This is a genomic window from Hydrogenophaga sp. RAC07 (genome assembly GCF_001713375.1).
GTDB lineage: Bacteria > Pseudomonadota > Gammaproteobacteria > Burkholderiales > Burkholderiaceae_C > Hydrogenophaga.
The window spans coordinates 1255922-1269146 of the sequence record NZ_CP016449.1 but is presented as its reverse complement, the minus strand read 5'-3'; the positions used below and the strand labels follow the sequence as shown (position 1 = coordinate 1269146).

Genomic DNA, 13225 nt, shown 5'->3' with positions numbered 1-13225 from the left:
AAAAGCCTTCGGGAATACGCGGACAAGGGGACATGGCTGCCGTAGCGCATAATCAACACGTTCGCGCGTCCAATCGCGCTTACAAGTCAGGTGATCGGTCAGTTTCGCGCGCTACGGCGGTACTTTTAGAGTTAGTTGTGCTTTCGGGACCCCATCGCTTTTGTTTTCAGTTATTTTGAGGAGTCCTCATGGGCAACAAACTTTACGTCGGCAACCTGCCGTACACCGTTCGCGACGAAGACCTGCAACAGTCTTTCAGCGAATTCGGCTCTGTCAACAGCGCCAAAGTCATGATGGAACGCGACACCGGTCGCTCCAAGGGTTTCGGCTTTGTCGAAATGGGCAATGACGCCGAAGCGCAAGCAGCCATCTCCGGCATGAACGGCCAGTCCCTGGGCGGCCGCAGCATCACCGTGAACGAAGCCCGTCCGATGGAGGCACGTCCTCCCCGCACCGGCGGCTACGGCGGTGGTGGTGGTGGCGGCGGCTACGGTGGTGGCGATCGCTCCGGCGGTGGCGGCTACGGTGGCGGCGGCGGCGGTCGCGGCGGTTACTGATCCCTGTCAGCCCTGCGCTGACAAGATCTGAAAAGGCCCCGGAGCTCAGGCTCCGGGGCCTTTTCGTTTTTGTCCTGTCAATCTTTCAGCAAGCCCGCCAGCAGGCGGCTCACATGCACCGCTTCGCGCTGCGCGCCATCGGCGATCTGGTGGCGGCAGCTGGTGCCGTCGGCCACCACGATGGCGCCAGGTTCGGCGCGCACCGCCGGCAGCAGGCTGAGTTCGGCCATCTGCATCGACACCTCAAAGTGCGAGGCCTCATAGCCGAAGCTGCCGGCCATGCCGCAGCAGCTGCTCTCGATCAGCTGCGGCTTGGCGCCCGGAATCCAGCGCAACACCTCCAGGATCGGTGAGACGGCGTCGAACGCTTTCTGGTGGCAGTGGCCGTGCAGCAGCACCGGTTGGTCCACGGCCTTGAGCCGGGCCTTCAAGCCGTCGAGCCGGCCGGCTTTGACCTCGCGCGCCAGGAACTCTTCGAACAGCAGGGCGTGCTCGGCAATTTGTTGCGGCGCCGAGCCCAGGCCCATCACGAGCATCTCGTCGCGCAGCGTGAGCAGGCACGAAGGCTCCAGGCCCACGATGGCGATGCCCTTGTGTGCAAACGGCAGCAGGCTCTGCACGACCTCGCGTGCTTTTTCTTTCGCCTGCTCCACCATGCCGCTGGCCAGATAGGTGCGGCCACAGCAGAGGTGCTTGCCGTCGTCCTGGGCCTTGGTCGCCACGTGCACGGTGTAGCCGGCGGCTTGCAGCACCTTCACCGCCGCGTGCGCGTTTTCCGACTCGAAGTAGCCGTTGAAGGTGTCGACGAAGAGCACCACGCCGCGTTCGGCGGCCAGCACCTCGTCGCGTGTTGCGGTCTTGAGGGGCGTGTTGAAAAAATGGCGGGCGCTCCACTCCGGCAGGCTGCGGCGAGCCGACAGGCCCAGCCATTTCTCTGACAGTGAGGCCAGCAGCGGCACACGGTTGCACAGGTTGAGCACCGGTGCCAGCCGCGCTGCCCAGGCCGCGTAGTCGGGCAACTGCGCGACCAAACGGTCCTTGAGCGTGTGGCCGTGTTTCGCCTTGTAGTGCTGCAGGAACTCGACCTTCATCTTGGCCATGTCCACGCCGGTGGGGCAGTCGCGCTTGCAGCCCTTGCAACCCACGCAGAGGTCCATGGCCTCGCGCACCACCTCGCTGGTGAGCGCGTCGCTGCCCGCCAGCCCCGGGATCTGGCCGCTGAGGGCCAGGCGCAAGGTGTTGGCGCGGCCGCGCGTGAGGTGCTGTTCGTCGCGGGTGACGCGGTAGCTCGGGCACATGGTGCCGGCGTCGAACTTGCGGCAGTGACCGTTGTTGTTGCACATCTCCACCGCTTTGGCCAGGCCGCGCGCCGGGTCTTCGCCGGTGCCGGGCGCGGTGGTCACTTCGGTCACCGGGTCGGCTTTCACGTCCCACGCGCTCCAGTCGAGCACGGGCTGGATGGGCACCACCTTGTAGCTCGGTGGAAACCGCATGAGCCGCGTGTCGTCCATCTTCGGCGGGTTGATCATGCGGTTGGGCGAGAGCAGCCCGGTGGGGTCGAGGTGCTGCTTGATGCGGGCAAACGCGTCGTTGATGCGCGGGCCGAACTGCCATTCGATCCACTCGCCGCGGCACAGGCCGTCGCCGTGCTCGCCGCTGAATGCGCCCTTGTACTTGCGCACGAGTTCGCTCGCCTCTTCGGCGATCGCGCGCATCTTGTTGGCACCCTCGCGGCGCATGTCGAGAATCGGGCGCACGTGCAGCGTGCCCACCGAGGCGTGGGCGTACCAGGTGCCCCGGCTGCCGTGTTTGTGGAACACCTCGGTGAGCGCGTCGGTGTACTCGGCCAGGTGGACCAGCGGCACCGCGCAGTCTTCGATGAAGCTCACCGGTTTGCCGTCGCCCCGCAGGCTCATCATGATGTTCAGGCCGGCCTTGCGCACTTCCCACAGGTTTTTCTGCGGCGCGTCCTCCACCATCTCCACCACGCTGCCGGGCAGACCGAGCTCGCCCATGAGCTCCACCAGCTCGCGGATCTTGTGTGCGATGTCGGCCTTGCTCGGGCCGCTGAATTCCACCAGCAAGACCGCAGCGGGCTTGCCTCCGTTGATGTGCGGCGAGAGCGCGGTGCGGATGGTGGGCGCGAACGCCGGGTTCTTGAGCGAGAGCTCGATCATGGTGCGGTCGACCAGCTCCACCGCCGTGAGCTGGCCCACGGCCATGCCTTCACCCAGCTTGACGATGTGCTGCGCACTGTCCATCGCCTGGAAGAAGGTGGGGAAGTTCACCACGCCCAGCACCTTGGCGCGCGGCAGTTCGCGCAACTGCAGCTTGAGCGAACGCGTGAGCGCCAGCGTGCCCTCGCTGCCAATGAGCAGGTGCGACAGGTTCACCGAGCCGTCGTGGGTGTACGGCTTTTCGTTCTGGTTGCGGAAGATGTCGAGGTTGTAGCCGGCCACGCGGCGCAGCACCTTGGGCCAGCGCGCGTCGATCTCCTCAGCGTGCTCCAGGGCCAGATCGCGCACGAAGTCGCCAATGCCTTTGGCTTGCGGGCTGGCGGTGGCGTGGTCGCCGAAGTCGACCAGGCTGCCGTCGGCCAGCCAGGCTTGTGCGCCCAGCACGTTGTGCACCATGTTGCCGTAGGCCACGGAGCGGCTGCCGCAGGAGTTGTTGCCGGCCATGCCGCCCAGCGTGGCCTGCGCACTGGTGGACACGTCCACCGGGTACCAAAGGCCGTGGGGCTTGAGCTGCGCATTGAGGTGATCGAGCACCAGGCCGGGCTCCACCGTGGCGGTGCGCTCGTCCACATTCACGTCGAGCACGCGGCGCATGTGTTTGCTGTGGTCGATCACCAGGCCCGCGCCCACGGTCTGTCCACACTGGCTGGTGCCGCCGCCGCGCGGCACGATGGGCACGGCGAGATCGCGGCAGATGTCGAGCGCCAGGCGCACGTCGTCCGCGTCTTGCGGCACGAACACGCCCACCGGCACCTGCTGGTAGATGGACGCGTCGGTGGCGTAGCGGCCACGGTCGGCGGGGCTGAACAGCACCTCGCCCTGCGTCTCCTGCGTCAAGCGGCGCGCCAGCTGGCCAGCCACTTCGTTGCCGATCCCGGCCACGCGTTCGTACGCCGCGTCCGCCTGCATCGACGAAGATTTTTCTCGTGTCACCGCCAGGGGCAAGGGTGCGTTCATTCTTTGGCTCCCTGCTGCTGCATGGTCTGCACTTCCATCGAGCGCAACTGCTCGATGACCACGTCGCGCTTGTTGTTGAGATGGGTTGTGAGCACATTGGCCAGCGCCACCGGGTCGCGAGCTTCCAGCGCCTGGATCATGGCTTCGTGTTCCTTCACTGCGCGGCTCCATTTCTCGCCGTCCTGGTTGGAGCGAAAGCGCAGCGCCTGCAGGCGCGCGTTGACCTGGTTGTAGGTGCTGGTGAGCACGGGGTTGCGGGCGGCGGCGTTGATGGCCCGGTGGATCGCTGCATTGAGCGGGTAATAGGCCGAGAGATCGCGCCGCGTGTAGGCGGCCATCATCTCGTAGTGCAGGGCCTTGATCTCGGCGAGTTCAGCGTCGGTCACGCGCTGCGCGGCCAGTTGCCCCGAGGCGGCTTCCAGTCCGGCCATCACCTCGAAGGTGTTGTGGACGTCGGTCTCGCTGAGCTGCACGGCCACCGCGCCGCGGTTGGGCACCAACTCCACCAGGCCCTCGGCGGCCAGGGTCTTGATGGCTTCGCGCAAAGGCGTGCGGGACACCTTGAGTTGTTCGCAGAGTTCGCGCTCATTCAGCTTGGCGCCGGGGGCGATCTGCCCTTCCACCAGCATCTGGCGCAAACGCTGGGTGGCCTGCTCGTGCAAGGCGGCGGGGGGCATGTTGAAAATCTGGGCCGTCATGTTTTGTATTCAAAAGTTGGGCTGTTTTTAGGCATTTTAGGGCTGGTCCGATTGACAGATTCAATTTGTATGCAAAAAATGCGTCTGCCATCCAACCACACATTGCCATGCTGACCACCGACTTCCACCCCACCGGCCGCCACTTCTTGCAGATTCCGGGCCCCTCGCCCGTGCCCGACCGCGTGCTGCGCGCCATGAGCCTGCCCACCATCGACCACCGTGGCCCGGAGTTCGCCGTGCTGGGTCTGAAGGTGCTGGCCGACATGCAAAAGATCTTCCAGACCAAACACCCGGTGATGATTTACCCGGCCTCGGGCACCGGCGCCTGGGAAGCCGCGCTGGCCAACACGCTGAGCCCGGGCGACCACGTGCTGATGTACGAGACCGGGCATTTCGCCTTCCTGTGGAACAAGCTGGCCACGCGCCTGGGTCTGAAAGCCGAGGTGCTGGCCTTGAGCGGCACCGACAACGGCGTGCCCGCGAGCTGGCGCCACGGCGTGCAGGCCGACCTGATCGAAGAGCGCCTGAAGGTCGACAGCGGCCACAGCATCAAGGCGGTGTGCGTGGTGCACAACGAAACCTCCACCGGCGTGACCAGCAACATCGCCGCGGTGCGCAAGGCGATCGACGCGGCCAGACACCCCGCCCTGCTGCTGGTGGACACCATCTCGGGCCTCGCCAGTGCGGAGTATTGCCACGACGCGTGGGGCGTGGACGTCTCCATCAGCGGCTCGCAAAAAGGCCTGATGCTGCCGCCCGGCATCAGCTTCAATGCGCTCTCGCCCAAAGCCATCGAAGCCAGCAAGACCGCCAAGCTGCCCAAGGCCTTCTGGGCCTGGGACGAAATCATCGAGATGAACAAGACCGGCTACTGGCCGTCAACGCCCAACACCAACCTGCTCTACGCGCTGAGCGAAGCGGCCGACATGATCCTGGGTCAGGGGTTGGACGTGGTGTTCGCGCGCCACCAGCGCTGGGCCGACGGCGTGCGCGCTGCGGTGCAAACCTGGGGCCTGCCGATCCAGTGCGCCGAGAACGGCGTGCACTCGCCCATCCTCACCGGTGTGATGACGCCCGAGGGCGTGGACGCCGACGCGGTGCGCAAGATCATTTACGAACGCTTCGACTGTTCGCTGGGCACCGGCCTGGGCAAGATCAAGGGCCGCATGTTCCGCATCGGCCACCTGGGCGACACCAACGACCTCACGCTGATCGCCGCCGTGGCGGGCTGCGAAATGGGCCTGAAGCTGGCTGGCGTGAAGCTCGCCGGCTCGGGCGTGCAGACCCTCATGGACTACTACGCCAGCCACCCCGCCGCCGTGCCGCTGCGCAAGGCCGCCTGAGATCGATTTCCCCCGCGTTCCACCACCACACGACCCCCAGGAGACACCATGCAACGCAGAACCTTCGTCACCGCCACGGCGGCCACCGCAGCCACCCTGGCCGCGCCCATGCTGAGAGCCCAGACCCTGCCCGTTGGTCCGGTGCGCATCATCGTGGGCTTCGCACCCGGCGGCGGCACCGATGCGCTGGCCCGCCTGGTGGGCCAGAAGCTGCAGGCCATGTGGAACCTCACGGTGGTGGTGGAAAACCGGGCCGGTGCGTCGGGCGTGATCGCTGCCGACCTGGTGGCCAAGGCGCCGCCCGACGGCAACACCCTCCTCATGGCCCACATCAACAGCCACGCGCTGGCGCCCGGCCTGATGCCCAAGCTGGGCTACGTGGTGGAACGCGACTTCACGCCGCTGACCCTGGTGGGCGTCACGCCCAACCTGCTGGTCAGCAACCTGGACCAACCCGCCAAAACCGTGGCCGAACTCGTGGCGCAGTGCAAGGCCAACCCCGGCAAGGTCACCTTCGGTTCGGCCGGCCAGGGCTCGGCCCAACACCTCGCGCTGGAATCTTTCAAGCTCGCTGCCGGCGTGTTCGCGTTGCACATCCCTTACCGTGGCTCCGGCCCCATGCTCGCTGACCTCATGGGCGGGCAGATCGGCTACTCGTTCGACACCATGACGGCAGCGACTCCGCACGTCAAAAGCGGCAAGGTACGCGCGATTGCACAGACCCGCGCCAAACGCGCCTCGGGCCACCCGACCGTGCCGACCATGGCCGAGTCCGGCTTTCCCGGCTTCGAGGCCACCACCTGGTACGGCCTGGTGGGCCCGGGCAAGATGCCGCCGGCCATTGCGCAGCGCATGAACGAAGACATCAACAAGGTGCTCGCCATGCCCGACATCAAAGAGAAGCTGGACCAGTACGGCGCCGAAGACGGCGGCGGCTCGGCTCAGCAGTTCGCCGACTTCATCCGCACCGAGCAGGTGAAGTGGTCCAAGGTGATCAAGGACGCCAAAGTCACCATCGACAGCTGAGCGACGACGCATGACCGACCAGGGCCAAGTGCGCCTGCAGATCGAGGCCGGCGTGGCCTCGGTGCTGTTTGACCGACCCCAGGCGCGCAACGCGATGACCTGGGCCATGTACGAACAGCTCGCGGCCATCAACCGCGAGTTGAGCACGGACCGCAGCGTGCGGGTGGCGGTGTTCCGCGGTGCCGGTGGGCAGGCCTTCGTGGCCGGCACCGACATCGAGCAGTTCGCGGCCTTCCAGACCGGCGAAGACGGCGTGGCCTACGAACGCCAGATCGAGGCAGGCATCGAATTGATGTGCAACCTGCCCATGCCCACCGTGGCCGTGGTCGAGGGCTGGTGCGTGGGTGGCGGCCTCGCCATTGCCACCGCATGCGATTTCCGCCTGGCCACGCCGGGCTCGAAGTTCGGCGTGCCGATCGCGAAGACGCTGGGCAATTGCCTGTCGATCCAGAACGTGGCGCGGCTGAGCGCGGCCTTCGGGCAGCAGCGCGTGAAGCGCATGCTGATGCTGGCCGACTTCATCCCCGCCGAGGAATCGCTGGCCTGCGGCTTCCTGCACGCCGTCGAGGCGCCCGAAGCCATCGACCAGGCCACCACTGCGCTCGTGCAGCGGCTGGTTGCGCTGGCCCCGGTGACGCAGAGCGTGAGCAAGGCTGCGCTGGAGCGGCTGGTGACACACGACCTGGCCGCTTCCGAAGACCTGATCCGCATGGCCTACGGCAGCGACGACTTCCACGAAGGCGTGGCCGCTTTCGTGGCCAAACGACCCCCCATCTGGAGTGGCCAGTGAAACCATCCACCGGTCCGCTCGCGGGCCTGCGCGTGCTCGAAGTCACCCAGATCATGTCGGGCCCCACCTGCGGCCTGCTGCTGGCCGACATGGGTGCCGACGTGATCAAGATTGAAAAGATTCCCGGCGGCGATGACGCGCGCGGCTACCGCGATCCGCAGGTGGGCGGCGTCTCGGCGCCTTTCATGATGATGAACCGCAACAAGCGCGGCCTGGCCCTCAACCTCAAGAGCCCCAAGGGCCGCGCACTGCTCTTGAAAATGGCGAAGAGCGCCGACGTGCTGGTGGAAAATTTTCGCGGCGGCACCATGGACAAACTGGGTTTGGGCTACGAGGCACTGAAGGCCGTGAACCCGGGCCTGATCTACTGCGCCATCACCGGCTACGGGCGCAGCGGGCCGTACGCCGACAAGGGCGGCTTCGACCTCATCGCGCAAGGCTTCGCGGGCCTGATGTCCATCACCGGCGAAGCGGGCCGCCCGCCGGCCAAGAGTGGCAGCGCGGTGTCGGACATGAACGCCGGCATCCTCGCGGCACTCGGCATCCTGGCCGCCTACATCCACAAGCTCAAGACCGGCGAAGGCCAGGTGGTGGACACGTCGCTGAGCGACGCGGCCCTGCAGCAGACCTACTGGCACGCGGCGGTGTGGTTCGCCACGCAGCGCTCACCCGAGCCCACCGGCTCGGCCCACATCCTCACCGCGCCCTACCAGGCGTTTGAAGCCAGCGACGGCTGGATCAACATCGGTGGCGCCAACCAGGCCAACTGGGAACGCATCTGCGACGTGCTGGGGAATCCCGCGTGGAAAGGCGACGAGCGCTTTGCCACCAACCGCGACCGCATGGCCCATCTGGATGTGTTGGTGGAGCTGATGAACGCCGTGGTTCGCACGCGCACACGCGGCGAATGGCAGGCCGCATTTGACGCAGCGGGTGTGCCGGCCGGGCCGGTGCACACCATCGGCGAAGCGCTGAGCCACCCGCAGACGCTGGCGCGCGGCATGGTCGTGGAGGTGGAGCATCCGCAAGCCGGGGCCACGCGGGCCATCGGCTGCCCCATCCATTTCTCGGCCTCGCCCGACCGCAGCAGCACACCCGCGCCGCTGCTGGGCCAGCACACGCGCGAGGTGCTGCGTGAATTCGATCTGCCGGAGGCGGAGATCGACGCCCTCGTGGCCGAAGGCGTGGTCGCAGAAGCCTGAACCGGCAGGCTCAGGCCCGCTCGGCGACCCAGGCCTGCACCGACTTGAGCGCGGCATCCAGACCCGACGCATCGGTGCCGCCGGCCATGGCCATGTCGGCCTTGCCGCCGCCCTTGCCGCCCACCTGCTGGGCCACAAAGTTCACCAGTTCACCGGCCTTGACCTTGCCCGTGCTGTCGGCGGTGACGCCGGCGGCGATCTGCACCTTGTTGCCGTCCACGGCGGCCAGCACGATGGCGGCGGTCTTGAGCTTGTCCTTGAGCTTGTCCATGGTTTCGCGCAGGCCCTTGGCGTCTGCGCCGGTCAACACCGCCGCCAGCACCTTGATGCCCTTGACGTCCACCGCCTGGTTCACCAGCTCGTCGCCCTGGGCCGAGGCCAGGCGGCTCTTGAGCGCGTTCATGTCCTTCTCGAGATCGCGCATCTGCTCCAGCAGCGCACCCACGCGCGCAGGCACTTCGCCCGGCGTGACCTTGAGCGTGCCGGCCACGCCACCCAGCGTCTCTTCCATGCCCTGCACATAGGCCAGCGCATTCAGGCCTGTCACCGCTTCCACCCGGCGCACGCCCGCCGCCACACCGCCCTCGGCGGTGATGGTGAAGAAGCCGATGTCGCCCGTGGCCTTCACGTGCGTGCCGCCGCAAAGTTCGCGGCTGGAGCCGATGTCGAGCACCCGGACCGACTCGCCGTACTTCTCGCCAAACAGCATCATGGCGCCGGTCTTCTGCGCCGACTCGATGTCCATCACACGTGCCTGCGTCGGCGCGTTGGTCACGATCTCGGCGTTCACGAGCTGTTCGATCTTGCGGATCTGCGCGTCCGTGACCGGCGCGTTGTGTGTGAAGTCGAAGCGCGTCTTGTCGGCATCGACCAGGCTGCCTTTTTGCTGCACGTGATCGCCCAGCACCTCGCGCAGGGCCTTGTGCATCAGGTGGGTCACAGAGTGGTTGCGCACGGTGGCGGCGCGCACCGCCGTGTTCACCTGGGCCGCTGCGCTGTCGCCCACGCTGATGGTGCCCTGCACCACGGTGCCGTGGTGACCGAACACGTCGGACTTGATCTTCTGCGTGTCGCCCACATCGAAGCGCGCCGAGCCGCTGGTGATCACGCCTTCGTCGCCCACCTGGCCGCCGCTCTCGGCGTAAAACGGCGTGCTGTCGAGCACCACCACGCCCTGTTGACCGGTCTTGAGCTCGGCCACCGGCGTGCCATCCAGGTACAGCGCCACGATCTTCGCGGAGGCGTCCAGCTGCTCGTAACCCACAAAGGTGTTGCCGGCGCCGGTGTAGTCGAGCGCCTTGTCCATCTTGAACTTGCCGGCCGCGCGGCCCTTGGCCTTTTGCGCTTCCATGGCGGCGTGGAAACCGGCTTCGTCAACGCTCAGACCACGCTCGCGGCACACGTCGGCAGAAAGGTCGAGCGGGAAGCCGTAGGTGTCGTGCAACTTGAAGGCCACATCGCCGGGCAGCACCTTGGCCCCATCGGCCAAGGCCGCATCGAGGATCTCCATGCCGTTGGCCAGCGTTTCGTAAAAGCGCTCTTCCTCCACCCGCAGCACCTCGGTGATGCGATCCGCCTGCTTCGCGAGGTTCGGATACGCCTCACCCATCATGCGCACCAGGTCGGGCACCATCTTGTGGAAGAACGGCGTCTTCTGGCCCAGCTTGTAGCCGTGGCGGATGGCGCGGCGCACGATGCGGCGCTGCACGTAGCCGCGGCCCTCGTTGCTCGGGATCACGCCGTCGCTGATGAGGAACGAGGTGGCGCGGATGTGGTCGGCGATCACTTTCAGCGATGGGTTGCTCAGGTCGGTCGTGCCGGTCTCGCGGCCGGCGGCCTTGATGAGCGCATCGAAGATGTCGATCTCGTAGTTGCTGTGCACGTGCTGCAGGATCGCGGCCAGGCGCTCCAGACCCATGCCGGTGTCCACGCAGGGCGCGGGCAGCGGCGTCACGGCGCCGGTCTCGTCCATGTTGAACTGCATGAACACGTTGTTCCAGATCTCGATGAAGCGGTCGCCGTCTTCATCGGGGCTGCCCGGGGGGCCGCCGGGAATGTGGTCGCCGTGGTCGTAGAAGATCTCGGAGCACGGGCCGCACGGGCCGGTGTCGGCCATCATCCAGAAGTTGTCGCTCTTGTAACGCCCGCCCTTGTTGTCGCCAATGCGGATCACGCGCTCGGGCGGCAGGCCGATCTCCTTGGTCCAGATGTCGTAGGCCTCGTCGTCCTCTTCGTACACCGTGGCCAGCAAGCGCTCTTTCGGCAGTTTGTAGACCTCGGTCAGCAACTCCCAGGCCCACTTCAGGCTTTCGCGCTTGAAGTAGTCACCAAACGACCAGTTGCCCAGCATCTCGAAAAAGGTGTGGTGGCGCGCGGTGTAGCCCACGTTTTCCAGGTCGTTGTGTTTGCCGCCGGCGCGCAGGCAGGCCTGCACCGAGGCCGCGCGCACATAGGGGCGCTTGTCGGTGCCGAGGAACACGTCCTTGAACTGGACCATGCCCGAGTTGGTGAACATGAGCGTGGGGTCGTTGCCCGGCACCAGCGAGCTGGACGCGACCACGGTGTGGCCCTTGGAGGCGAAGAAGTCCAGGAAGCTCTTGCGGATGTCGGCAACGGAAACAACTGCAGTGGCGGGGCGGGTCATGGTGGCCTTGTGGTTTTCGGTCGAGGGAAACGGCTGCCGCACGGGCGCGCGAAACCCCGTATTTTCCAACATGGCGGACCGCTCGCCTCAAAGCGGGCTTTCGCGGCGTTGTTGCCCGGGTGGACCGGGGGTCAAGGTCGCCAGCGGTACTGCACGCCGAGGGTCAAAGGACTATGCTTTCTGGCTGCCCTGCCACCCTGGCGCGCACCGAACACCGGAGACTCCCCATGGACATGAAGACTTCCCCACTCGCCCTGTTGAAAGACCCCACCCTGCTCAAGACCGACGGACTGGTCAACGGCCAGTGGGTCGCGGGTGCCAGCCGCTTCGACGTGCTCGACCCGGCCACCGGCCTCAAGCTCGCCGACGTGGCCAACCTCGGCCCCAAGGACGCAGAGGCCGCCATTGCTGCGGCCAACGCCGCCTGGCCCGCGTGGAAAGCCAAGACCGCCAAGGAGCGAAGCATCATCTTGCGCAAGTGGTTCGACCTGTTGATGGCCAACCAGGAAGACCTGGGGCGCATCCTCACCGCCGAGCAGGGCAAGCCGTTCGCCGAGGCCAAGGGCGAGATCGCCTACGGCGCGAGCTTCGTGGAGTGGTTCGCCGAAGAGGCCAAGCGCGTCAACGGCGAGACCTTGCCCACCTTTGACAACAACCGGCGCCTGATCGTGCTCAAACAACCCATCGGCGTGTGCGCGGCCATCACACCGTGGAACTTCCCGCTGGCCATGATCACGCGCAAGGTCGCGCCCGCGCTCGCCGCCGGCTGCCCGGTGATCATCAAACCCGCCGAGCTCACGCCGCTGACCGCGCTGGCCGCGGCCGAGCTGGCCATCCGCGCCGGTATTCCGGCCGGTGTGCTCAACATGCTCTGCGCCGACGCCGACAACAGCATCGCCGTGGGCAAGGTGCTGTGCGAAAGCGACGTGGTGCGCCACATCAGCTTCACCGGCTCCACCGAAGTCGGCCGCATCCTCATGGCGCAGTGCGCGCCCACGGTCAAGAAAATGTCGCTCGAGCTCGGCGGCAACGCGCCCTTCATCGTGTTCGACGATGCCGACGTCGACAGCGCCGTGGAGGGCGCCTTCGCCAGCAAGTACCGCAACGCCGGCCAGACCTGCGTCTGCTCCAACCGCATCTACGTGCAGGCCGGCGTGTACGACAGCTTCGTGGAGAAGTTCTCTGCCAAGGTGAAGACCACCAAGGTCGGCAACGGCTTCGAGGACGGCGTGAACCAAGGGCCGCTGATCGAAGAAGCGGCACTGGTGAAGGTGCAGCGGCATGTGGACGATGCCGTGGCCAAGGGCGCACGCGTGATGACCGGCGGCAAGCGATTGACGAACATCGGCAGCGGCCAGTTCTTCGAGGCCACCGTGGTGGCCGACGCAACCGCCGACATGCTGTGCGCCAAAGAAGAAACCTTCGGCCCCTTCGCCCCGGTGTTCAAGTTCCACACCGAGCAGGAAGCCATCGATGCGGCCAACAACACCGAGTTTGGTCTGGCCAGCTACTTCTACAGCCGCGACGTGGGCCGCATCTTCCGCGTGAGCGAAGCGCTGGAGTACGGCATGGTCGGCATCAACGTGGGCATCCTGGCGACCGAGCACGTGCCGTTCGGCGGCGTGAAGCAGTCGGGCCTGGGCCGTGAGGGCTCGCACCACGGCATGGACGACTATGTGGAGATCAAGTACCTGTGCGTGGGGGACATCTTGAAGTGAGGTTTTGAAGCGGGCAGAAAAAAAGGAGCGCGGTGCGCTCCTTTTCATTGGCG

General features: G+C 66.3%; 9 protein-coding genes. 6 read left to right on the top strand and 3 right to left on the bottom strand.

From position 1 onward, the window contains the following. Nucleotides 1-188: 188 nt before the first annotated feature. Complete coding sequence (locus BSY239_RS05915) at nucleotides 189-557, top strand: RNA recognition motif domain-containing protein (protein WP_069046030.1); 369 nt, start codon at nucleotides 189-191, stop codon at nucleotides 555-557. A gap of 77 nt (nucleotides 558-634) precedes the next feature. On the opposite strand, the gene BSY239_RS05910 is transcribed toward BSY239_RS05915, so the two are convergent. Both BSY239_RS05910 and BSY239_RS05905 read right to left on the bottom strand, forming a co-directional pair. Then, on the bottom strand, nucleotides 635-3703 hold the full coding sequence (locus tag BSY239_RS05910) for an FAD-binding and (Fe-S)-binding domain-containing protein (protein ID WP_069048810.1): 3069 nt from the start codon (nucleotides 3701-3703) through the stop codon (nucleotides 635-637). A 44-nt stretch (nucleotides 3704-3747) separates the two neighbouring features. Next, a complete protein-coding gene (locus BSY239_RS05905; protein WP_069046029.1) occupies nucleotides 3748-4449 on the bottom strand; it encodes a GntR family transcriptional regulator in 702 nt (233 codons plus the stop codon). Nucleotides 4450-4556: 107 nt separating this feature from the next. Here BSY239_RS05905 and BSY239_RS05900 point away from each other — a divergent pair, with 107 nt between their 5' ends. From BSY239_RS05900 to BSY239_RS05885, 4 genes are read left to right on the top strand one after another with little or no spacing between them, the layout of a single operon-like run. Beyond that, nucleotides 4557-5792 (top strand): pyridoxal-phosphate-dependent aminotransferase family protein, encoded by a 1236-nt coding sequence (locus BSY239_RS05900; RefSeq protein WP_069046028.1) that lies wholly within the window; start codon nucleotides 4557-4559, stop codon nucleotides 5790-5792. 48 nt (nucleotides 5793-5840) lie between these two features. Beyond that, on the top strand, nucleotides 5841-6818 hold the full coding sequence (locus tag BSY239_RS05895; RefSeq protein ID WP_069046027.1) for a Bug family tripartite tricarboxylate transporter substrate binding protein: 978 nt from the start codon (nucleotides 5841-5843) through the stop codon (nucleotides 6816-6818). Nucleotides 6819-6828: 10 nt separating this feature from the next. Next, nucleotides 6829-7608 (top strand): enoyl-CoA hydratase/isomerase family protein, encoded by a 780-nt coding sequence (locus tag BSY239_RS05890; RefSeq protein WP_069046026.1) that lies wholly within the window; start codon nucleotides 6829-6831, stop codon nucleotides 7606-7608. Further along, the gene (locus BSY239_RS05885) at nucleotides 7605-8810 is read left to right on the top strand and encodes a CaiB/BaiF CoA transferase family protein (protein WP_257784873.1); all 1206 of its coding nucleotides are present in this window, start codon (nucleotides 7605-7607) and stop codon (nucleotides 8808-8810) included. Before BSY239_RS05890 ends, BSY239_RS05885 begins: the two co-directional genes overlap by 4 nt. A gap of 10 nt (nucleotides 8811-8820) precedes the next feature. Here BSY239_RS05885 and alaS read toward each other — a convergent pair whose 3' ends face one another. Next, nucleotides 8821-11454 (bottom strand): alanine--tRNA ligase, encoded by a 2634-nt coding sequence (gene alaS, locus BSY239_RS05880; RefSeq protein WP_069048808.1) that lies wholly within the window; start codon nucleotides 11452-11454, stop codon nucleotides 8821-8823. A gap of 227 nt (nucleotides 11455-11681) precedes the next feature. Here alaS and BSY239_RS05875 point away from each other — a divergent pair, with 227 nt between their 5' ends. Beyond that, nucleotides 11682-13172 (top strand): NAD-dependent succinate-semialdehyde dehydrogenase, encoded by a 1491-nt coding sequence (locus tag BSY239_RS05875; protein ID WP_069046025.1) that lies wholly within the window; start codon nucleotides 11682-11684, stop codon nucleotides 13170-13172. The last annotated feature ends 53 nt before the right edge of the window (nucleotides 13173-13225 follow it).

What these genes read in the sequence shown, in the direction of transcription:
- BSY239_RS05915 (WP_069046030.1), top strand. Translation starts at nt 189, where the DNA reads ATGGGCAACAAACTTTACGTCGGCAACCTGCCGTACACCGTTCGCGAC.
- BSY239_RS05910 (WP_069048810.1), bottom strand. Translation starts at nt 3,703, where the DNA reads ATGCAGGCGGACGCGGCGTACGAACGCGTGGCCGGGATCGGCAACGAA.
- BSY239_RS05905 (WP_069046029.1), bottom strand. Translation starts at nt 4,449, where the DNA reads ATGACGGCCCAGATTTTCAACATGCCCCCCGCCGCCTTGCACGAGCAG.
- BSY239_RS05900 (WP_069046028.1), top strand. Translation starts at nt 4,557, where the DNA reads ATGCTGACCACCGACTTCCACCCCACCGGCCGCCACTTCTTGCAGATT.
- BSY239_RS05895 (WP_069046027.1), top strand. Translation starts at nt 5,841, where the DNA reads ATGCAACGCAGAACCTTCGTCACCGCCACGGCGGCCACCGCAGCCACC.
- BSY239_RS05890 (WP_069046026.1), top strand. Translation starts at nt 6,829, where the DNA reads ATGACCGACCAGGGCCAAGTGCGCCTGCAGATCGAGGCCGGCGTGGCC.
- alaS (WP_069048808.1), bottom strand. Translation starts at nt 11,454, where the DNA reads ATGACCCGCCCCGCCACTGCAGTTGTTTCCGTTGCCGACATCCGCAAG.
- BSY239_RS05875 (WP_069046025.1), top strand. Translation starts at nt 11,682, where the DNA reads ATGGACATGAAGACTTCCCCACTCGCCCTGTTGAAAGACCCCACCCTG.